This is a genomic window from Delftia sp. BGA-UO-ETr-SB1, from assembly GCF_059567865.1.
Genome location: NZ_JCAQOW010000004.1, coordinates 130,304 through 149,520 on the forward strand (window position 1 = coordinate 130,304; position 19,217 = coordinate 149,520).

General features: G+C 67.8%; 16 protein-coding genes. 13 read left to right on the forward strand and 3 right to left on the reverse strand.

Annotated features, from left to right (window positions below; translation table 11 throughout):
* Positions 1-11: 11 nt before the first annotated feature.
* Positions 12-620 carry a TIGR00645 family protein gene (locus AC57B5_RS01100; RefSeq protein WP_012204594.1) on the reverse strand — a complete coding sequence of 203 codons (609 nt, stop codon included), beginning with the start codon at positions 618-620 and terminating at the stop codon, positions 12-14.
* Positions 621-851: 231 nt separating this feature from the next.
* On the opposite strand from AC57B5_RS01100, the gene acs reads away from it, so the two are divergent.
* Positions 852-2,852 (forward strand): acetate--CoA ligase, encoded by a 2,001-nt coding sequence (gene acs, locus AC57B5_RS01105; protein WP_013803247.1) that lies wholly within the window; start codon positions 852-854, stop codon positions 2,850-2,852.
* Between the two features lie 175 nt (positions 2,853-3,027).
* On the forward strand, positions 3,028-3,510 hold the full coding sequence (locus AC57B5_RS01110) for a hypothetical protein (RefSeq protein ID WP_013803246.1): 483 nt from the start codon (positions 3,028-3,030) through the stop codon (positions 3,508-3,510).
* 103 nt (positions 3,511-3,613) lie between these two features.
* On the opposite strand, the gene AC57B5_RS01115 is transcribed toward AC57B5_RS01110, so the two are convergent.
* A complete protein-coding gene (locus AC57B5_RS01115) occupies positions 3,614-3,919 on the reverse strand; it encodes a c-type cytochrome (protein WP_034398318.1) in 306 nt (101 codons plus the stop codon).
* A 106-nt stretch (positions 3,920-4,025) separates the two neighbouring features.
* Between AC57B5_RS01115 and AC57B5_RS01120 the strand changes: the two genes are divergently transcribed.
* Together AC57B5_RS01120 and ilvD are read left to right on the forward strand one after the other, a co-directional pair.
* Positions 4,026-4,274 (forward strand): TIGR04438 family Trp-rich protein, encoded by a 249-nt coding sequence (locus AC57B5_RS01120; RefSeq protein WP_013803244.1) that lies wholly within the window; start codon positions 4,026-4,028, stop codon positions 4,272-4,274.
* Between the two features lie 189 nt (positions 4,275-4,463).
* Positions 4,464-6,323, forward strand: coding sequence for a dihydroxy-acid dehydratase (ilvD, locus tag AC57B5_RS01125; RefSeq protein WP_013803243.1), 1,860 nt, complete (start codon positions 4,464-4,466; stop codon positions 6,321-6,323).
* A 192-nt stretch (positions 6,324-6,515) separates the two neighbouring features.
* Here the strand turns inward: ilvD and bfr are convergent, their stop codons facing one another.
* Entirely contained in the window at positions 6,516-6,992 is a 477-nt protein-coding gene (bfr, locus tag AC57B5_RS01130) for a bacterioferritin (RefSeq protein ID WP_013803242.1), read from the reverse strand.
* 263 nt (positions 6,993-7,255) lie between these two features.
* On the opposite strand from bfr, the gene AC57B5_RS01135 reads away from it, so the two are divergent.
* The 9 genes from AC57B5_RS01135 to AC57B5_RS01175 all read left to right on the forward strand — a co-directional run bounded on the left by AC57B5_RS01135 (position 7,256) and on the right by AC57B5_RS01175 (position 19,209).
* A complete protein-coding gene (locus AC57B5_RS01135) occupies positions 7,256-8,098 on the forward strand; it encodes a p-hydroxycinnamoyl CoA hydratase/lyase (RefSeq protein WP_013803241.1) in 843 nt (280 codons plus the stop codon).
* 149 nt (positions 8,099-8,247) lie between these two features.
* Positions 8,248-10,419, forward strand: a complete 2,172-nt coding sequence (locus tag AC57B5_RS01140) for an acetate--CoA ligase family protein (RefSeq protein WP_496398534.1) — start codon at positions 8,248-8,250, stop codon at positions 10,417-10,419.
* Between the two features lie 106 nt (positions 10,420-10,525).
* Complete coding sequence (locus AC57B5_RS01145) at positions 10,526-11,896, forward strand: spinster family MFS transporter (RefSeq protein ID WP_496398535.1); 1,371 nt, start codon at positions 10,526-10,528, stop codon at positions 11,894-11,896.
* Complete coding sequence (locus AC57B5_RS01150; protein WP_496398536.1) at positions 11,893-13,683, forward strand: acyl-CoA dehydrogenase; 1,791 nt, start codon at positions 11,893-11,895, stop codon at positions 13,681-13,683. The genes AC57B5_RS01145 and AC57B5_RS01150 overlap by 4 nt, the downstream gene beginning before the upstream one ends.
* A gap of 109 nt (positions 13,684-13,792) precedes the next feature.
* Positions 13,793-14,257, forward strand: coding sequence for a MarR family winged helix-turn-helix transcriptional regulator (locus AC57B5_RS01155; RefSeq protein ID WP_496398537.1), 465 nt, complete (start codon positions 13,793-13,795; stop codon positions 14,255-14,257).
* A 61-nt stretch (positions 14,258-14,318) separates the two neighbouring features.
* The gene (gene lgt / locus AC57B5_RS01160) at positions 14,319-15,164 is read left to right on the forward strand and encodes a prolipoprotein diacylglyceryl transferase (RefSeq protein ID WP_496398538.1); all 846 of its coding nucleotides are present in this window, start codon (positions 14,319-14,321) and stop codon (positions 15,162-15,164) included.
* Between the two features lie 233 nt (positions 15,165-15,397).
* Positions 15,398-16,843, forward strand: coding sequence for a malonyl-CoA decarboxylase (locus AC57B5_RS01165; protein WP_043819465.1), 1,446 nt, complete (start codon positions 15,398-15,400; stop codon positions 16,841-16,843).
* Positions 16,844-16,939: 96 nt separating this feature from the next.
* On the forward strand, positions 16,940-17,938 hold the full coding sequence (locus tag AC57B5_RS01170) for a Bug family tripartite tricarboxylate transporter substrate binding protein (RefSeq protein ID WP_012204613.1): 999 nt from the start codon (positions 16,940-16,942) through the stop codon (positions 17,936-17,938).
* A 116-nt stretch (positions 17,939-18,054) separates the two neighbouring features.
* Positions 18,055-19,209: an esterase-like activity of phytase family protein gene (locus AC57B5_RS01175; RefSeq protein ID WP_496398539.1), complete on the forward strand. Its 1,155-nt coding sequence runs from the start codon at positions 18,055-18,057 to the stop codon at positions 19,207-19,209.
* Positions 19,210-19,217: the final 8 nt, after the last annotated feature.

Consider the following 19,217-nt stretch of genomic DNA (forward strand, 5'->3'; position numbering starts at 1 on the left):
TGCCGACGGGCTCAGTGGTTGCTGGCCGTGCTGTTGATCAGTTTGTCGGTGTAGGCGATGGCCAGGGCGCTGGCCAGGAAGGTGACGTGGATGATGGTCTGCCACATCAGCACCTTGACGTCGTAGCTGCCTGCGTTGATGAAGGTCTTGAGCAGGTGGATGGAGCTGATGCCGATGATGGACAGGGCCAGCTTGACCTTGAGGATGGAGGCGTTCACGTGGCCCAGCCACTCGGGCTGGTCGGGGTGGCTGTCCAGGCCCAGGCGGCTGACGAAGGTTTCGTAGCCACCCACGATGACCATGATCAGCAGGTTGGAGATCATCACCACGTCGATCAGCGCCAGGACCACCAGCATGATGATGGTCTCGTTGAGCGCGCCGATGGGCGCATCGTGCTTGTAGCCGATGCTGGTGATCAGGGCCTGCAGCGCCTCCTGGTTGCCGAAGGCGGCCTCGATCAGGTGCCACAACTCGAGCAGGAAGTGCCAGACATAGACGCCCTGGGCGGCGATCAGGCCCAGGTACAGCGGCAGCTGCAGCCAGCGGCTGGCGAAGATCAGGGAGGGCAGGGGACGCAGGGGGGAGCCGGGGGCTCGATTGGAGTTTTGCTGGCGGGCCATGGTGGTCGGTCGCGCTTGTCTGGTGTGGGAGCGTGGATGGGAGGGGACAATGGCCGTGGAAAACGGGCGCGCGATTTTAGCGGCGAAACAGGCCATTGCCAGTGACAGCCGGGAACTGCGGGGAATCCCCAGGTAGACGCGCCCAAGGGGGTTTCAGTCAGTGGCATGTAAGACCGGCCCCCGACAGTCACACCACAATTTTTATTTGGCCAGCCCAGGAGACAAGCAAGCATGAGCACCGCAACAGCATCCCCCATTGAATCGGTACTGGTGGAGAACCGGGTCTTCCCGCCGCCGGCAGACTTCGCCGCCAAGGCCCGCATCTCCGGCATGGAGCAGTACAAGGCGCTGTGCGCCGAGGCAGAGAACGACTACCAGGGCTTCTGGGCCCGCCTGGCGCGCGAGAACGTGGTCTGGTCCAAGCCCTTCACCCAGGTGCTGGACGACAGCAATCCCCCGTTCTTCCGCTGGTTCGCCGACGGTGAGCTCAACGCCAGCGCCAACTGCCTGGACAAGCACATGGGCACGGACGTCGAGCACAAGACGGCCATCATCTTCGAGGCCGATGGCGGCGAGGTCACCAAGGTCAGCTACCGCGAACTGCTGGAGCGCGTCTCGCAGTTCGCCAACGCGCTCAAGGCGCAGGGCGTGCAAAAGGGCGACCGTGTCCTGATCTACATGCCCATGACCATCGAGGGCGTGATCGCCATGCAGGCCTGCGCGCGCATCGGCGCCACGCACAGCGTGGTGTTCGGCGGCTTCTCTGCCAAGGCGGTGCAGGAGCGCATCGTGGACGTGGGCGCCGTGGCCGTGATCACCGCCAACTACCAGATGCGCGGCGGCAAGGAGCTGCCGCTCAAGGCCATCGTGGACGATGCGCTGGCGCTGGGCGGCTGCGAGGCCGTGCGCCATGTCTTCGTCTACGAGCGCACGGCCACGGCCTGTGCCATGACGGCAGGCCGCGACAAGACCTTCGGCGAGATCCTGGCCGGCCAGAGCACCGAGTGCGCGCCCGTGGCCGTGGATTCCGAGCACCCGCTGTTCATCCTCTACACCAGCGGCTCCACGGGCAAGCCCAAGGGCGTGCAGCACTGCACGGGCGGCTATGTGCTGTGGGCCAAGCAGACCATGGAGTGGACCTTCGACCTCAAGCCCAGCGACGTGTTCTGGTGCACGGCCGACATCGGCTGGATCACCGGCCACACCTACGTGGCCTATGGTCCGCTGGCCGCTGGCGCCACGCAGATCGTGTTCGAGGGCGTGCCCACCTTCCCCAACGCGGGCCGCTTCTGGCAGATGATCGAGCGCCACGGCTGCACCATCTTCTACACGGCACCCACGGCCATCCGCTCGCTGATCAAGGCCGCCGACGGCGATGCCGCCGTGCATCCGAAGAACTCGGACCTGTCCAGCCTGCGCCTGCTGGGCAGCGTGGGAGAGCCCATCAATCCCGAGGCCTGGATGTGGTACCACCGCAATGTGGGCGGCGAGCGCTGCCCCATCGTGGATACCTTCTGGCAGACCGAGAACGGCGGCCACGTGATCGCCCCCATGCCTGGCGCCACGCCGCTGGTGCCGGGTTCGTGCACGCTGCCGCTGCCGGGCATCATGGCCGCCATCGTCGACGAGACCGGCCATGAACTGCCCAACGGCGCAGGCGGCCTGCTGGTGGTCACCAAGCCCTGGCCCAGCATGATCCGCACCATCTGGGGCGACCCCGAGCGCTTCAAGAAGAGCTACTTCCCGGCCGAGCTGGGCGGGCAGACCTACCTGGCCGGCGACGGCGCGGTGCGCAGCGAGGACCGGGGCTACTTCCGCATCACGGGCCGCATTGACGATGTGCTCAATGTCTCGGGCCACCGCATGGGCACGATGGAGATCGAGTCGGCCCTGGTGTCCAAGACCGACCTGGTGGCCGAGGCCGCTGTGGTGGGCCGCCCCGATGACCTGACCGGCGAGGCCATCTGCGCCTTCGTGGTGCTCAAGCGCTCGCGTCCCACGGGCGAGGAGGCCAAGCAGATCGCCAAGGAGCTGCGCGACTGGGTGGCCAAGGAAATCGGCCCCATCGCCAAGCCCAAGGACATCCGCTTTGGCGACAACCTGCCCAAGACGCGCAGCGGCAAGATCATGCGCCGCCTGCTGCGCTCGATTGCCAAGGGCGAGGCCATCACCCAGGACACGAGCACGCTGGAGAACCCGGCCATCCTCGACCAGTTGGCCGAGACGAACTGAGGGCGGACACGCCCGCCATGAAGAACCGGAGCACAGGCTCCGGTTTTTTTTTGGCTGGACTGCGGGCGGCGCGCTGTCTTGCAGTCCTATTTTGTGTGGGCCGACAGCTCAGGCATGATGGTTGCAGTACAACCGAAGCTGTTGTTTTCACCACTGCCGAGGGAGGCGTTGCACCATGAATCTGAGAACCCTGTCGCTGCTGATCACCGTGGCCCTGATTGCGCTGCTGGCGGCATTCAACTGGAACACGCTGGCTGCGCCGTCCGTCGTGTCGCTGGGCGTGACCGAAGTCCAGGCGCCGCTGGGCGTGCTGATGCTGGCGCTGACCTGCCTGCTGGGCGTGTTCTTCGTCGCCTATGTGCTGTGGCTGCAGGGCTCGGTACTGATGGAGGCGCGCCGCCACGCCAAGGAAATGCAGGCCCAGCGTGACCTGGCCGACAAGGCCGAGGCCTCGCGCTTCACCGAGCTGCGCACCGTGCTGGAGGACCTGCATGCGCGTGACAAGGAAGTGCTGATGGCGCGGCTGGACGGACTGGAGGCGCACCTGGTGCAGCGTGCCCAGGAGTCGGACAACAGCACGGCCGCCTATGTGGGGCAGTTGGAGCAGCAGGTTCGCCTGTACCAGCAGCCCGGCGCAGGCGCTCCGGACTACAGGTAGGCGGCCCACACCCGGATTTATGGGCGGATCATGAAAAAAACCGCGCGACTTGCGTTGCGCGGTTTTTTTCGTTGCGGGCCCCGAGGCGGGAGGCCGGCGGAACTTACTTCAGCGACAGCACCCAGGCGGCCAGCTTCTTGGCGTCGGCATCGTTGACCTGGGGGTTGGCGGGCATGGGAACCGGGCCCCAGACGCCGCTGCCGCCCTTCATGATCTTGGCAGCCAGCTTGTCCACCGCGTCCTTCTGGCCTGCGTACTTGGAGGCCACATCCTTATAGGACGGGCCCACCAGCTTCTTGTCCACGGCGTGGCAGGCCATGCAGTTCTTGGAGGCGGCAAGAGCCTGGTCGGCCATGGCGGGAGCCACGGTGACGACGGTCAAGGCCAATGCGATCAATGTCTGCTTCATCATGAGTTCCTGGGGGTTGTCGGGAATAATTATGCGAAACATTGTAGTGGGCGCGCATGCCTGATGCGTTACCTCGTGTGAAGCACCGTCTGGTGAAGGAGAAGTTATGTATCTGTTGGGAATCGCGGTCCTGCTCACCCTGCTGAAGTTGGCCGATATCGAGCCTGTGGCCTCCTGGTCCTGGTACGTCATCCTGGGCGCCTATGGCGTGACGGCAGCCTGGTGGGCCTGGGCCGACACCTCTGGCTACACCAAGCGGCGCGCGGCCGACAAGATCGAGCAGCGGCGCTTGAAGCGCATCGAAAAGAACAAGGAAGCCATGGGCACGGGCACGCGCTCGCGTTCGCGCCGCTGAGGGGCCTTGAACGGCGGCGCAGGCTTCGCCGCAGGCGATGCCTGGGGTCTGCAAAGGGGCGGCCCATGCCGGCCGGGGCATTCCTGTGCCCCAGCGGTGCGGCGGGCGCTGCGCCATAATCTTCGCCCAGACCCTGGCCTTCCCCACAGGACCAGGGATGGACCGAGACGACAGACAACTGGATTCCCCATGCCCGCATACCGTTCCAAGACTTCCACCGGCGGCCGCAACATGGCCGGTGCGCGCGCCCTGTGGCGTGCCACCGGCATGAAGGATGGCGACTTCGACAAGCCCATCATCGCCATCGCCAACTCCTTCACGCAGTTCGTTCCGGGCCACGTCCACCTCAAGGACCTGGGCCAGTTGGTGGCACGCGAGATCGAGGCCGCAGGCGGCGTGGCCAAGGAATTCAACACCATCGCCGTGGACGACGGCATCGCCATGGGCCACGACGGCATGCTGTATTCGCTGCCCAGCCGCGACATCATCGCGGACTCGGTGGAGTACATGGTCAACGCCCACTGCGCCGACGCGCTGGTGTGCATCTCCAACTGCGACAAGATCACCCCCGGCATGCTGATGGCCGCCATGCGGCTGAACATTCCGGTGATCTTCGTCTCCGGCGGCCCCATGGAAGCGGGCAAGACCAAGCTGGCCAATCCCAACACGCACAAGCTGGAGTTCAAGAAGCTGGACCTGGTCGATGCCATGGTGATCGCGGCCGACTCCAACTACACCGACGAGCAGGTCGCCCAGGTCGAGCGCTCGGCCTGCCCGACCTGCGGTTCCTGCTCGGGCATGTTCACCGCCAACTCCATGAACTGCCTGACCGAGGCGCTGGGCCTGTCCCTGCCCGGCAACGGCACGGTGCTGGCCACGCATGCCGACCGCGAGGAACTGTTCAAGCGCGCCGGCCGCCGCATCGTCGAGCTGGCCCGCGAGTACTACGAGCAGGAAGACGCCTCCGTGCTGCCGCGCTCCGTGGGCTTCAAGGCCTTCGAGAACGCGATGACGCTGGACATCGCCATGGGCGGCTCCACCAACACCATCCTGCACCTGCTGGCCATTGCCCGTGAAGCCGAGATCGACTTCACCATGGCCGACATCGACCGCCTCTCGCGCTCCGTGCCCCAGCTGTGCAAGGTGGCGCCCAACACGCAGAAGTACCACATCGAGGATGTGCACCGCGCCGGCGGCATCTTCGCCATCCTCGGCGAGCTGGCCCGCGCCGGCAAGCTGCACACCGACGTGCCCACCGTGCACGCCAAGACCCTGGGCGAAGGCCTGGCGCAGTGGGACATCACCACCACCCAGGACGAGGCCGTCAGGCACTTCTACCTGGCAGGCCCGGCCGGCATTCCCACCCAGGTGGCCTTCAGCCAGAACACGCGCTGGCCCAGCCTGGACCTGGACCGTGCAGAAGGCTGCATCCGCTCCTACGAGCACGCCTTCTCCAAGGAAGGCGGCCTGGCCGTGCTGACGGGCAACATCGCCCTGGACGGCTGCGTGGTCAAGTCGGCCGGCGTGGACGAAAGCATCCATGTGTTCGAAGGCACGGCCCACGTGACCGAGTCGCAGGACGAGGCCGTGCAGAACATCCTGGACGACAAGGTCAAGGCCGGAGACATCGTCGTCGTGCGCTATGAAGGTCCCAAGGGCGGCCCCGGCATGCAGGAAATGCTCTACCCGACCAGCTACATCAAGTCCAAGGGCCTGGGCAAGGAGTGCGCACTGCTGACCGACGGACGCTTCTCGGGCGGCACCTCGGGCCTGTCCATCGGCCACTGCTCGCCGGAAGCTGCCGCTGGCGGCGCCATCGGCCTGGTGCGCAACGGCGACCGCATCCGCATCGACATTCCCAACCGCAGCATCAACGTGCTGGTCTCCGACGAGGAGCTGGCCCGCCGCCGTGCCGAGCAGGATGCCAAGGGCTGGAAGCCCGCCGAGCCGCGCCCGCGCAAGGTCTCGGCCGCTCTCAAGGCCTATGCCAAGCTGGTGATGTCGGCCGACAAGGGCGCCGTGCGCGACCTGTCCCTGCTGGACGACTGACACCGGGCAGCACCGCCGCCCGGCGGTGCGCACCCTATGAAAATGAAAAGGGATGGAAGGCCTTGCGGCTTTCCATCCCTTTTTCTTTTCTCTTCTCTCAGGCCCTTGAGGGCTCTTGTTTCATCGCGGGGCGACCGGCTTGCCGTTTCATCGTGGCTGCCGGTTTGCTTTTCATCGTGGGGCGACTTGTCTTCAGGCCGGCTCGCCCATCTTGCTTTGCAGGTAGTTGGGCAGGCCGATCTTCTCGATCAGGCCCAGTTGCTTCTCCAGCCAGTAGGCGTGGTCTTCTTCCGTGTCGCGCAGCTGGGCCAGCAGCAGGTCGCGGCTGTTGAAGTCGCTGTGGCGCTCGCACAGGGCCATGGCCGAGCGCAGGCTGTCACGCACGCGGTATTCGGTGGCCAGGTCCTTGCGCAGCATCTCTTCGACGGTCTCGCCGGGCGTGAACTCGTGCGGGCGCATGTCGGGGCGGCCGCCCAGGAACAGGATGCGGCGCAGGATGGCGTCGGCGTGCTGGGTTTCCTCTTCCATCTCATGGCCGATGCGCTCGAACAGGCGCAGCAGGCCCTGGTCTTCGTACTGGCGCGAGTGGATGAAGTACTGGTCGCGCGCGGCAAGCTCGCCGCGCAGCAACTCTATGAGGCATTCGATGACTTCTGGTTGGCCTTGCATGTTCTTCTTCTCCTGACTGTGTGAACGCCGCAAGTATCGCGTGAACCGGCCCTTGGGCCAAAGCGCGCGCTGCAATTCCCCGTGGACGGCGCATTGCATGCATGCGCGACGCAGAAGCATTCGCATCGCGGCAGGCTGGCGGGGGACTGGGGCTAGGGTAAACGCTGTATTGCGGGCTTCAATAATAGTTATTTATCATAACGATTATGGAGCCGAAGCATCGGTGTCCAAAACCCCATTTCCCCTTTGCACAAGGAAGCGCAATGAGCACCGAACGTACCGAAGAACAGACCGTGTCCTGCACCGTCACAGGCCGCGTGGCCTGGGTGAAATTCAACCGCCCCGAAAAGCGCAACGCCATGAGCCCCCAGCTCAACCGCCAGATGATGCGTGTGCTCGACGACCTGGAGTTCCGTGACGACGTGGGCGTGGTCGTGCTTGCAGGCGAAGGCACGGCCTGGACGGCCGGCATGGACCTGAAGGAATACTTCCGCGAGACCGAGGCCACCGGCCTGGCCGGAACCCGCAAGGCCCAGCGCGAGAGCTATGGCTGGTGGCGCCGCCTGCGCTGGTTCCAGAAGCCGACCATTGCCATGGTCAACGGCTGGTGCTTCGGCGGCGGCTACGGCCCCCTGTTCGCCTGCGACCTGGCCTTTGCCTCGGATGACGCCAAGTTCGGCCTGTCCGAAATCAACTGGGGCATCCTGCCCGGTGGCGGCGCCTCCAAGGTGGCGGTGGAGCTGCTGTCCTTCCGCCGTGCCATGTACCACGCCATGCTGGGCGAGAACATCGACGGCCGCACGGCCGCCGAGTGGGGCCTGGTCAACGAGTCGCTGCCGGCCGATCGCCTGCAGGCCCGCGTCACCGAAGTGGCCGAGGCCCTGCTGCAGAAGAACCCCAGCGCCCTGAAGGCCACCAAGGACGCCATCCGCCGCGTGCGCGACATGAGCTACGACAACGCCGAGGACTACCTGGTGCGCGCCCAGGAAGCTGCCAACAGCTACGACAACGAAGGCCGCAAGGAAGGCATGCGCCAGTTCCTGGACGACAAGACCTACAAGCCCGGCCTGGGCACCTACGACTTGAGCAAGCAAGTCACCCCCTGAGGCGCTTCGCGCCTTCCCCCTCTCTAACTCGCTTCGCGAGGGAGGGGGACGACACCCTCAGTGCGGGGCGGCCCTTCCTCGGTGTCCCTCGCTTGGGCAGCGTCCACCACGGGCGGTAGGCCTCCCAGCTTTAATCATTGGAGACAAGAATGACAACGACAGAGATGGCGGCCGCCCTGCGGCCCGACATCGGCAGGCTGCTGAGGCCGCGTTCCATCGCCATCGTCGGCGCCTCGGCCACGCCGGGTGCGCTGGGCGCATCGGTGCTGGGCAATCTGGAGCGCAACGGCTTTGCCGGCGACATCCACCTGATCAACCCCAAGCGCAGCGAGATCGCCGGGCGGGCCTGCCTGGCCTCGGTCGATCAGCTGCCCGAAGGCGTGGATGTGGCCGTGCTGGCCATCCCCCAGCCCTTTGTGCTGGACACGGTGCGTGCATTGGCGGCGCGCCGCGTGGGCGCGGCGGTGATCTTCTCGGCAGGCTTTGCCGAGGCGGGCGAGCGCGGCATGGCCGAGCAGCGCGAGATCGCACGCATTGCCGCCGAGGCCGGCATGGTGGTGGAAGGCCCCAACTGCCTGGGCTGCATCAACTACCTGCAGCGCGTGCCGCTGACCTTTGTCGAGGTGAATATCGACGCGCAGCAGGCCGATGCCACGCGGCCCGCCATTGGCGTGGTCTCGCAAAGCGGCGCCATGATGACCGTGCTGTGCACCACGCTGGCCAGCCGCGCGCTGCCGCTGTCGCACGCCATCTCCACGGGCAACGAGGCCGCCAGCCATGCCGAGGACTATGTGGACTTCCTGCTGGAGCAGCCTTCCACGCGCGTGGTCGCCATGATCGTCGAGCAGTTCCGCCAGCCCGCGCGCATCCTGGCCGCCGTGGCCCGTGCGCGCAGCCTGGGCAAGTCCGTGGTGCTGCTGCACCCGGGCAAGAGCAGTGCGGCGCGCGCCTCGGCTGCCACGCACACCGGCGCCATGGCCGGCGACTATGCGCTGATGCGCACCAAGCTGGAACGCGCAGGCGCCGTGTTTGCCGAGACACTGGAGGAGCTGGGCGACATCGCCGAGATCGCCATCCGCTGCCCCGTGCTGCCATCGGCTGGTGGGGCCGGTGCAGCCGCTGCATCGGGAGTTGCCGTGCTGGGCGAGTCCGGCGCCTTCAAGGCGCTGACGCTGGACTGGGCCGAGGAACTGGGCCTGGCCCTGCCCGCCATCGGCGACGACGACTCGCCCGCGCTGCGTGCGGCACTGCCCGAGTTCGTGGGCGTGAGCAACCCGCTGGACCTCACGGCCCAGGGCCTGGTGGAGCCGGATTTGTATTTCCGCACGCTGGACGCGCTGTTTGGCGATGCGCGCTTTTCCACCGTCCTGGTCGGCCTGATCCAGGGCGACCCGGTGACCTGCGGAATCAAGATGCCACCCGTGCTGCGCGCCGTGCGCGAGCTGCGGCCGGCCAAGCCCGTCATCGTCGCGGGCCTGGACGAGGGCGCGGCCGTGCCTGCCGAGTTCATCGCCGAGATGCGTGCGCTGGGCGTGCCGTACTTCCCCAGCACCGAGCGTGCCCTGCGCGCCGTGCAGCGCCTGACCGCCTTCAGCCAGCGCAGTTTCGAGCGCACCGATGCCCAGCCCATCGCCCTGGCCCTGCCCGCAGGCCGCACGGTGGTGCCCGAGTACGAATCCAAGGCCGTGCTGGCACAGGCCGGCATACCCTTTGCGCGCGGCCGGCTGGCCACCTCGGCCGAGCAGGCCGTGGCGATTGCGGCGGAGATCGGCTGGCCCGTGGCGCTCAAGGCCCAGTCCGCCGACCTCAGCCACAAGAGCGATGCGGGCGGCGTGATCCTGAACATTGCCGATGCGCAGGCCATGGGCGAGGCCTGGGGGCGACTGCATGCCAACGTGGCGGCCTATGACAGCGCCATTGCGCTGGACGGCGTGCTGATCGAGGCCATGGGCCAACGTGGCCTGGAGATGATCATCGGCGCGCGCAACGATCCGCAGTGGGGCCCGGTGATCCTGGCCGGCCTGGGGGGCGTGACGGCCGAGATCATGCGCGATGCGCGCCTGCTGGACGCCGACCTGTCCACCGGCGAGGTGCTGCGCGAACTGGACCGCCTGCAGGGCGCGCCGCTGCTGCACGGCTACCGGGGCGCCCCGGCGCTGGACCGCCAGGCGCTGGCCGAGCTCATCGTGCGCCTGGGCCAGGTGCTGCGCGGCACGCCGGCCATCCGCGAGATCGACCTCAACCCGGTCATCGTGCTGCCCGAAGGGCAGGGCGTGGTGGCGCTTGATGCGCTGATGCTGGTCGAGCACAGCGCGGGTTGATGCCCGCGCAAGGGCTGGCGCGGTGCGCCGGCCCTTTTCATGCGCATCCCTGTCTCGCTTTCCCGCTTTCCTTTTTCCGCTTTCCCTTCCTCCACAGGAGGTCTCCATGAGCCTGCCTTACCCGCCGGGCCGCGTGTCCACGCCCGCGCCGGCCGAGTCGAACGGACTCGGCTATGCCTACTACGTCACCATCATCCTGCTGCTGGCCTACACCCTGTCCTTCGTGGACCGGCAGATCCTGGGCCTGCTGGTGCAGCCCATCAAGAAGGATCTGCAGCTGTCGGACTGGGTGTTCAGCATCGTCCACGGCTTTGCCTTCGCCATCTTCTACACCTTCGTCGGCATCTTCCTGGGGCGCCTGGCCGACCGCTGGAACCGCCGCAACCTCATCGTCATCGGCATGGCGATCTGGGTGGTGGCCACGGCGGCCGGTGGCTATGTCACGGGCTTTGTCTCGCTGTTCGTGGCGCGCATGTTCGTGGGCGTGGGCGAGGCGGCGCTGTCGCCGGCTGCCTATTCCATGCTGGCCGACTACTTCCCGCCCGAGCGCCGCGCGCGCGCCATGAGCATCTACACCTCGGGCGTGTACATCGGCTCGGCCACGGCCTTCATCGTGGGCGGCCTGGTCATCCAGGCCACCAGCCAAGCCGGCGAGGTGGTGTTCCCGCTGCTGGGCAGCTTCAAGCCCTGGCAGGCGGCCTTCATCTTCGTGGCCCTGCCCGGCATTCCGCTGGTGGCGCTGATGTACACCGTGCGCGAGCCGGTGCGCCGCGGCCTGCAGGCGGCAGGCGCCTCCGCCAGGGCCGCCGCTGCAGCAGGCCCCGCGCCCGATCTGTCCCATGTGTTCCGCAACAAGCGCGCCTTCCTGCCGCTGCTGCTGGCGCCGGGCATCACGGCCATGATCACCTTCGGCGTCACGGCCTGGCTGCCGGCCACCTTCATCCGCCAGTGGGGCTGGACGCCCGGCGAGATCGGCCCCGCCTACGGCGTCATCATCCTGACCTTCGGCATTGGCGGCATGCTGCTCAGCGGCTTCCTGGCCGACTACCTCACGGCGCGCGGCAAGCAGGTGGGCTCGATCGTCATCTCGCTGGTGGCCACCGGCGTGCTCATCGCCAGCGGCCTGATGCTGGCCTTTGCGCCTTCGCCCACCGTGGCCCTGGTGGCCGTGGCGGTCACCACCTTCTTCCTGGGCATGCCGGTGGCGCTGGCGCCGCCCATCCTGCAGGCGGTCACGCCCAACCAGTTGCGCGGCCAGGTGACTTCCATCTACCTGCTGCTGATCAACCTGATCGGCCTGGGGCTCGGCCCCTTCCTCGTGGCCTTTTTCACGGACTTCGTCTTCCATGACGAAAAGCTCGTGGGCCTGTCGCTGGGCCTGGTGTCCGCCCTGGCCGCGCTGCTGTCCGTGCTGTGCCTGGCCAGCGCCATCGGTCCCTACCGCCGCCTGGTCGCGGCCATGGAGGGCCGGGCATGAGCGCGCAGGCATCAATTTGCTCGCATTACCAGCCGCCGCTGCAGGACATCCGCTTCGTGCAGCAGCACTGGCTGGGCGCAGAGGCCGACTGGCGCCGCATGCCGGCCCATGAGGCCCTGGACCAGGAGACGGCCGACATGGTGGTCGAGGCGGCCGGGCGCTTTTGCGCCGACGTGCTGGCCCCGCTCAACGGCCCGGCCGACCTGCAGGGCTGCCGACTGGAAGAGGGCAGGGTGCGCACGCCCGACGGCTTTCCCGAGGCCTATGCGGCCTTCGTGGAAGCCGGCTGGCCGGCCCTGGCCTGCGCGCCCGAGGCCGGTGGCCAGGGCCTGCCCCAGCTGCTGGATGCCGCGCTGCACGAAATGCTGGCCTCGGCCAACCATGGCTGGACCATGTACCCGGGCATCCTGCACGGCGCCTATGCCTGCCTGCACGCCCATGGCGACGCGCACCTGCGCGCCACCTATCTGCCGCACATCGTCAGCGGGCGCTGGCTGGCCACCATGTGCCTGACCGAGCCCCAGGCCGGCTCCGACCTGGGCCTGCTGCGCAGCCAGGCCCGGCCCCGGGGCGATGGCAGCTACCGCCTGGACGGCAGCAAGATCTTCATCTCGGGCGGCGACCAGGACATGAGCGAGAACATCGTGCACCTGGTGCTGGCGCGCCTGCCCGATGCGCCGGCGGGCACGCGCGGGCTGTCGCTGTTCCTGGCGCCGCGCGGCATTCCGCAGGACGGCGGCGGGTTCCTGCCCAACGCCATTCACTGCGACGGCATCGAAAAGAAGATGGGCATCAAGGGCAGCGCCACCTGCGCCATGCGCTTCGAGGGTGCGCAGGCCTGGCTGGTCGGCCAGCCCCACCAGGGCCTGGCCGCCATGTTCGTGATGATGAATTCCGCCCGCCTGCACGTGGGCCTGCAGGGCCTGGGCCATGCCGAGATGGCCTGGCAACTGGCGCGCGCCTATGCGGCCGAGCGCCGCCAGATGCGCGCCCAGCCCCGGCCCGCCGATGCGCAGGGCCCCGCCGACCCCATCGCCCTGCAGCCGGCCGTGCAGCGCATGCTGGCCGACCTGCGTGTCTGGACCGAAGGCATGCGCGCCATTGCAGGCTGGGTGGCGCACCAGCTGGACCTGGCCGAACAGGCGCCGGATGCCGAGGAGCGCGCCCAGGCCCATGCGCTGGCCTCGCTGCTCACGCCCGTGGTCAAGTCCTTCTTCACCGAGCGGGGCTTTGCGCTGGCCAGCGAGGCGCTGCAGGTCTTCGGCGGCTACGGCTATGTGCACGAGTACCGCATAGAGCAGACGCTGCGCGATGCCCGCATCGCCATGATCTACGAGGGCACGAACCAGATCCAGGCACTGGACCTGCTGCAGCGCAAGGTGGCAGCCAGCGGCGGGGCCGCCCTGGCACCGCTGCTGGCGGCACTGCGCGAGGAGGCCGCTGCCTGCGAGGCGGCGGGCATGGAGCCCGGCCTGGCCGGCGCGCTGCGCAGCTGGAGCGATCGCACCGAAGCGCTGACGGGCGCGCTGTGCGCCCGCGCCGCAGGCGACGCCCCGTTGCTGGCGCGCTGCGCCGAGGACTATCTGCGCCTGGTCGGCACGCTGTGCATGGCCTTTGCCTGGGCGCGCGCGGCGCGTGTCAGCCAGCCGCTGGCCGATCCGGCGCTGCGCCGCTCCAAGGCGGACAGCGCGGCCTGGTTCTTCGCGCATGGGCTGCTGGATGCGGAGCACTGGCTGCGCCGCACCGAGTCCGCCGCGCGCACGCCGCTGCCGGCTGCCTTGGCCTGAGCGGGCAGCCGGGGCTTTTATGATGGAACGCCGCACCGGCCCTGAAGATCCGCAGGCGCCGGGGCGGCTTTGCCTCGGTGTGCCTTCTTCCTCTTCCAGATCCGTGTCCATGGACAGCTCCTCCGAACCCGCCGTCGATCAGTCGCGCCTGCAGCGTTTCCTGGGCTACCGCCTCACGCGCGCGGAAATCCACATCCACAAGCTGTTCGCGCGGCGCGTGGCCGAACTGGACCTCAAGCCCAGCGAGTTCTCCATCCTGGTGCTCATCCACTCCAATCCCGGCATCTACCTGCGCCAGCTGGGCGAGGCGCTGGACATCTCGCCCTCCAACCTGGTGCCGGTGGTCGAGCGCCTGGTGCAGCGCGGGCTCATCGGGCGCCAGCCCGATCCGCGCGACCGCCGGCTGCAGCAGCTGCACATGACGGCCGAAGGCAGCGCGCTGCAGGCGCGGGCCGAGGGCGTGGTGGTGCAACTGGAAGACGAGCTGGAGCAGCTGCTGACCTCCACCGAGCAGCGCCATCTGTTCGCGGCCCTGGACAAGCTCATGGCCATCAAGGAAAGCCAGCCGGGTTGAACCGCCGCGCCGCCAGCTTTCCAACCCCTGGCCGGCGCCGGCCATGCGGCGCTGCGGCACAATGCCGACCATGCTGATGTACCCGCAGATCGATCCCGTGGCCCTGCAGATCGGGCCCCTCGCCGTGCACTGGTACGGCCTGACCTATCTGGCCGCTTTCGGCCTCTTCCTCTGGCTGGGAACGCGCAGGCTGCGCCACCCGCCCTTCGTGCGCATGCAGGGCGACCGCGCCTGGACGCGCAAGGACGTGGAAGACATTCTTTTCCTGGGCGTGCTCGGCGTGGTCGTCGGCGGCCGGCTGGGCTACTGCCTGTTCTACAAGCCGGGCTACTACCTGAGCCACCCGCTGGAGATCTTCTATGTTTGGCAGGGCGGCATGAGCTTTCATGGCGGCCTGGTCGGCGTGATCGCCTCCATGGTCTGGTTCGCGCGCTCGCGGGCCCGCTCCTGGCTGGAGGTGGCCGACTTCGTCGCGCCCTGCGTGCCCACGGGCCTGGCGGCCGGCCGCGTCGGCAACTTCATCAACGGGGAACTGTGGGGCCGCTTTGCCAGCCCCGAGCTGCCCTGGGCCATGGTCTTCCCGCAAAGCGGCTCCATGCTGCCGCGCCACCCCTCGCAGGTCTACCAGTTCCTGCTGGAAGGCCTGCTGCTGTTCGTGCTGCTGTGGCTGTATGCGCGCAAGGAGCACAAGCCGGGCCAGGTGGCGGCGGTCTTCCTCGTCGGCTACGGCGCCTTCCGCTTCATTGCCGAGTACTTCCGCGAGCCCGATGACTTCCTGGGCCTGCTGTCGCTGGGCATGAGCATGGGCCAGTGGCTGTGCGTGCCCATGGTGATCGGCGGCGTCGCCATGTGGCTCTGGGCCGCAGGGCGCCCGGCCTATCCTGCCCAGGCGGGCAAGCCGGCCTGAGGCCGGCGGTACGCGCACGGATACGAAGCGGGCCTGGTGCCCGCTTTGTTTTTTGTGCAAGGTTGGCTGGAGAGGGGACAGGGGCATGCATGGGGATAGCCCGAAGACAAGAACGCGACATCGGCGTACACGGTCTGCCGTGCAGACTCTCATAATGTGAGCAGCAAAAGATTGTCATTGGCCGATTGGCGGCATGACAGTCCCGTGACCGCTTGACATGGAGGAACTTCTGAATGGGTCTGGCTACTGACTGGATTGCCCGCAATGTGTCCCGCTTTCGCAGCACCGATGCGGCTGCGCCTGCAACAAAGTCCGAGGGCGAGGCAGCCAAGGGACCCGCGCCGCGCGGCACGGCCCAGCGCCTGCAGGCCACCCTGCGGCGCGGCCAGGAAGTGCTGTCCCCGCGCGAGCTGCGCAAGCTCATGGAAGACCTACAGGCTGCCGCCGACGCCGGCCTGAGCGATGTCGAGGGCGGCCGCCATGCGCAACTGCTCATGGACTGGTACGCCCAGGCCGAGCTGCCCGCGCACAAGGATTTCTGGGCGCTGATCGTCGAGCAGTTCGGCCCCGATACCGAAGCCCTGATGGCCGCGCGCAAGCGCTATGACACGGCGGCCAGCGATGCCGAGCGCGGCCAGGCCGAGATGGACCTGCGCCGCGCGCTGATGTCGCCGCGCACGCGGCTGCTGCAGCGCTTTGCCCAGCCCCAGGGCGGCATGGGCTTTCTGGTGGACCTGCGCGCCGAACTGCTGGCCCTGCCCAAGGCGGAGCAGCAGCGCTTTTCCGCGCTGGACGCCGAGCTGGAGCATCTGTTTGCCAACTGGTTCGACGTGGCCCTGCTGGAGCTGCGCCGCCTGAGCTGGGACTCGCCGGCCTCGCTGATCGAAAAGCTCATCCAGTACGAGGCCGTGCACGACATCCGCAGCTGGGCCGACCTCAAGAACCGCCTGGACAGCGACCGGCGCTGCTACGGCTTCTTCCACCCGCGCATGCCCACCGTGCCGCTGATCTTCGTGGAGGTGGCGCTGGTGGACCGGATGTCCGACAGCATCGCCCCGCTGCTGGATGAGACGGCGGCGGCCGCCGACCTGGGCCGCGCCACCACGGCCATCTTCTACTCCATCAGCAACACCCAGGCCGGCCTGCGCGGCGTGAGCTTTGGCGACTCGCTGATCAAGCATGTGGTGGAGACGCTGACGGGCGAGTTCCCCCGGCTGCGCCATTTCGCCACGCTGTCTCCCATTCCGGGCCTGCGTGCCTGGATCGCCAAGCACGGCGATGCCATCCTGGAGAAGATGGACGAGCGCCAGCGCAAGGCCTTCGAGCTCAAGGCCGGCGGCATGGGCGCCGAGCACCTGCTGGCGGCGCTGGATGCGCCGCAGGATCTCAAGCCCGACGCACCCGTGCGCCGCGCACTGCTGTTCTGCGCTGCCCACTATCTGGGGCGCGAGACGGCCAAGGGCCGGCCGCTGGACCCGGTGGCGCGTTTTCACCTGGGCAATGGCGCGCGCGTGGAGCGGCTCAACTGGGCGGCCGACCTGTCGGCCAAGGGACTCAAGCAGTCGCTGGGGCTGATGGTCAACTACCTCTACGACCTCAAGCGCCTGGACAAGCATCGCGGCCTGCTGGCGCAGGGCCGCATACCGGTGTCCTCGGACATCGAAGCCCTGTGCAAATGAAAAGGGGCGCGGCGCAGGCCGTGCCCCTTTTCTTGCACAGGGACTGCTGCGCCTGACAACGAAGACAGCCTCAAAGAGGCGACAAGGAGACAAGTCATGCAAGCTTCCCACCCCACGGGGCGGCGCGCGGTGTTGCGCGCAGCCGGGGCCTCGATGGCCGCGCTGGCCCTGCCCATGGCAGCCCGCGCGGCGGCGGACTGGCCGTCCAAACCCGTAAACCTGGTCGTGCCGTTTCCGGCAGGCGGGGGCACCGATGCCTTTGCCCGCCCGTTCTCGGCCCAGTTCGCCAAGAGCGCGGGCAAGACCCTGGTGATCGACAACCGCGGCGGCGCAGGCGGCACCCTGGGCGCCAGCTACGCAGCCAAGCTGGCGCCGGACGGCTACAACTTCTTCATGGGCGGCACCCACCATGTGATTGCGCCGTCCATGTACCCGCGACTGGACTATGACCTGGAGCGCGACTTCATCGCGCTGGCCCTGCTGGCCAGCGTGCCCCAGGTGCTGGTGGTCAACCCGCGCAACGTGCCGCACAAGACCGTGCAGGAGCTGCTGTCCGACCTGCGCAAGCGGCCGGGCAAGCTCAACTACGCCTCGGCGGGCGCGGGCACCTCGCACCACCTGGCCGGCGAGCTGTTCAAGCTGCAGACCAATACCTTCATCACCCACATTCCCTATCGGGGCGCGGGCCCGGCGCTGCAGGACCTGATCGCCGGCAATGTGGACATGATGTTCGACGGCCTGGGCTCGTCGGCCCAGCACATCAAGAGCGGACGCATCCGCGCGCTGATGGTCTCTGGCGACAAGCGCAACCCCGCCTTCCCCGACGTGCCCTGCGCGGCCGAGTCCGGCCTGCCCGACTACACGGTCACGACCTGGTACGGCCTGTGGGCGCCCAAGGGCACGCCGCAGGCCGTGCAGGCCCAGGTCATCGACCAGGTGCAGCGCATAGGTTCGGCCGAAGAGATCAAGTCCATCTGGGCGCGCAACGGCGCTGACTACGGCGGCATGAACCAGCAGCAGTTCGCGGCCATGGTGCATGGCGAGATCGCGCGCTGGGCGCAGGTGGTCAAGGCCTCGGGCGCCAAGCTGGAGTAGCGGACGAGGGGCCGGTCAGGGCAGGGGCAGGGCAGCGGCATGCGCGTGCATGTCACCACCCTGTCACGGGCCTTGGCTACGGTCCATCCCTTCTGAGATCCATCCTGGGAGGGAATATGAACAAGGCAGACAAGGTCCGCTCGCCCGCATCCGTGCTGCTCGCGCTGGTCCTGGCTTTCGGCACGGCCACGGGCCTGGCAGGCTGCGGCGGCAGCGACGACGGCCCCGAGACCATCGGCTCGCTGCGGCTGATCGGCGACTACAGCATCAAGACCAAGACACTGTTCGACGGCGTGGAGTTCGGCGGCATCTCCGGCCTGGACCGCGCGCCCGATGGCAGCTACTGGGCCATCTCCGATGAGCGCGGCGGCGAGCGTGGCACGCCGCGCTTCTACAACCTGGGCATTCAGTTCGATGACAAGGCCATCCAGGCCGTGACCATCCGCAAGATGGTCACGCTCAAGGGCCGCGACGGCCAGCCGCTGCCCGGCACGCGCCGCACCGTGGACCCCGAAGGCATCCGCGTGGCGCCCAACGGCAACCTCTACGTGTCCAGCGAGGGGAACTTCAGCACCGACCCCGCCAGCCTGTTCCAGCCCTTTGTGCGCGAGATCAAGGTCGACGGCAGCTTCGTGCGCGACTTCGAGACGCCTGCGGCCTTCAACTACGTGGACAACACCACCAGCGGAGGGCGCAACAACAAGCTGTTCGAGGCCCTGGCCGTCACGCCCGACGGCAGCGTGTTCACGGCCAACGAGGATGCGCTGGTGGAAGACGGCCCCCTCACCACGCTGGCGGCGGGCAGCGTCATCCGCGTCCTCAAGCTCGATCCGGCCACGGGCAAGTCGGGCGCGCAGTATGCCTACGCATTGCCGAAGATTCCCCTGGACAAGGCCGCCAGCGGCAGCTTTCCGCCGGACAACGGCCTGCCCGAGCTGCTGGCGGTCTCCAACAACGAGTTCATCGCCATCGAGCGCGCCTTTGCCGATGGCGTGGGCAACACCATCCGCCTGACGCGCGCCACCATCGAGCCCGACACCACCGATGTGCGCAGCTTCAAGAGCCTGGAGGGCGCCAGCTACAAGCCCATGAAGCGCGAGCTGCTGCTGGAAATGCCCGTGACCTACCAGGGCGTCAAGCTGGACAACATCGAAGGCATCTCCTGGGGTCCGCGCCTGGCCAACGGCAACCGCACCCTGGTGCTGGTGGCCGACAACAACTTCGCGGACAACCAGGTCACGCAGTTCCTGGCCTTCGAAGTGCGGCCCTGAGCCCTCTT

Bases quoted from the DNA above. Each gene is read 5' to 3' on its own strand.
- AC57B5_RS01100 (WP_012204594.1), bottom strand. From the start codon at position 620: ATGGCCCGCCAGCAAAACTCCAATCGAGCCCCCGGCTCCCCCCTGCGT.
- acs (WP_013803247.1), top strand. From the start codon at position 852: ATGAGCACCGCAACAGCATCCCCCATTGAATCGGTACTGGTGGAGAAC.
- AC57B5_RS01110 (WP_013803246.1), top strand. From the start codon at position 3,028: ATGAATCTGAGAACCCTGTCGCTGCTGATCACCGTGGCCCTGATTGCG.
- AC57B5_RS01115 (WP_034398318.1), bottom strand. From the start codon at position 3,919: ATGAAGCAGACATTGATCGCATTGGCCTTGACCGTCGTCACCGTGGCT.
- AC57B5_RS01120 (WP_013803244.1), top strand. From the start codon at position 4,026: ATGTATCTGTTGGGAATCGCGGTCCTGCTCACCCTGCTGAAGTTGGCC.
- ilvD (WP_013803243.1), top strand. From the start codon at position 4,464: ATGCCCGCATACCGTTCCAAGACTTCCACCGGCGGCCGCAACATGGCC.
- bfr (WP_013803242.1), bottom strand. From the start codon at position 6,992: ATGCAAGGCCAACCAGAAGTCATCGAATGCCTCATAGAGTTGCTGCGC.
- AC57B5_RS01135 (WP_013803241.1), top strand. From the start codon at position 7,256: ATGAGCACCGAACGTACCGAAGAACAGACCGTGTCCTGCACCGTCACA.
- AC57B5_RS01140 (WP_496398534.1), top strand. From the start codon at position 8,248: ATGACAACGACAGAGATGGCGGCCGCCCTGCGGCCCGACATCGGCAGG.
- AC57B5_RS01145 (WP_496398535.1), top strand. From the start codon at position 10,526: ATGAGCCTGCCTTACCCGCCGGGCCGCGTGTCCACGCCCGCGCCGGCC.
- AC57B5_RS01150 (WP_496398536.1), top strand. From the start codon at position 11,893: ATGAGCGCGCAGGCATCAATTTGCTCGCATTACCAGCCGCCGCTGCAG.
- AC57B5_RS01155 (WP_496398537.1), top strand. From the start codon at position 13,793: ATGGACAGCTCCTCCGAACCCGCCGTCGATCAGTCGCGCCTGCAGCGT.
- lgt (WP_496398538.1), top strand. From the start codon at position 14,319: ATGCCGACCATGCTGATGTACCCGCAGATCGATCCCGTGGCCCTGCAG.
- AC57B5_RS01165 (WP_043819465.1), top strand. From the start codon at position 15,398: ATGGGTCTGGCTACTGACTGGATTGCCCGCAATGTGTCCCGCTTTCGC.
- AC57B5_RS01170 (WP_012204613.1), top strand. From the start codon at position 16,940: ATGCAAGCTTCCCACCCCACGGGGCGGCGCGCGGTGTTGCGCGCAGCC.
- AC57B5_RS01175 (WP_496398539.1), top strand. From the start codon at position 18,055: ATGAACAAGGCAGACAAGGTCCGCTCGCCCGCATCCGTGCTGCTCGCG.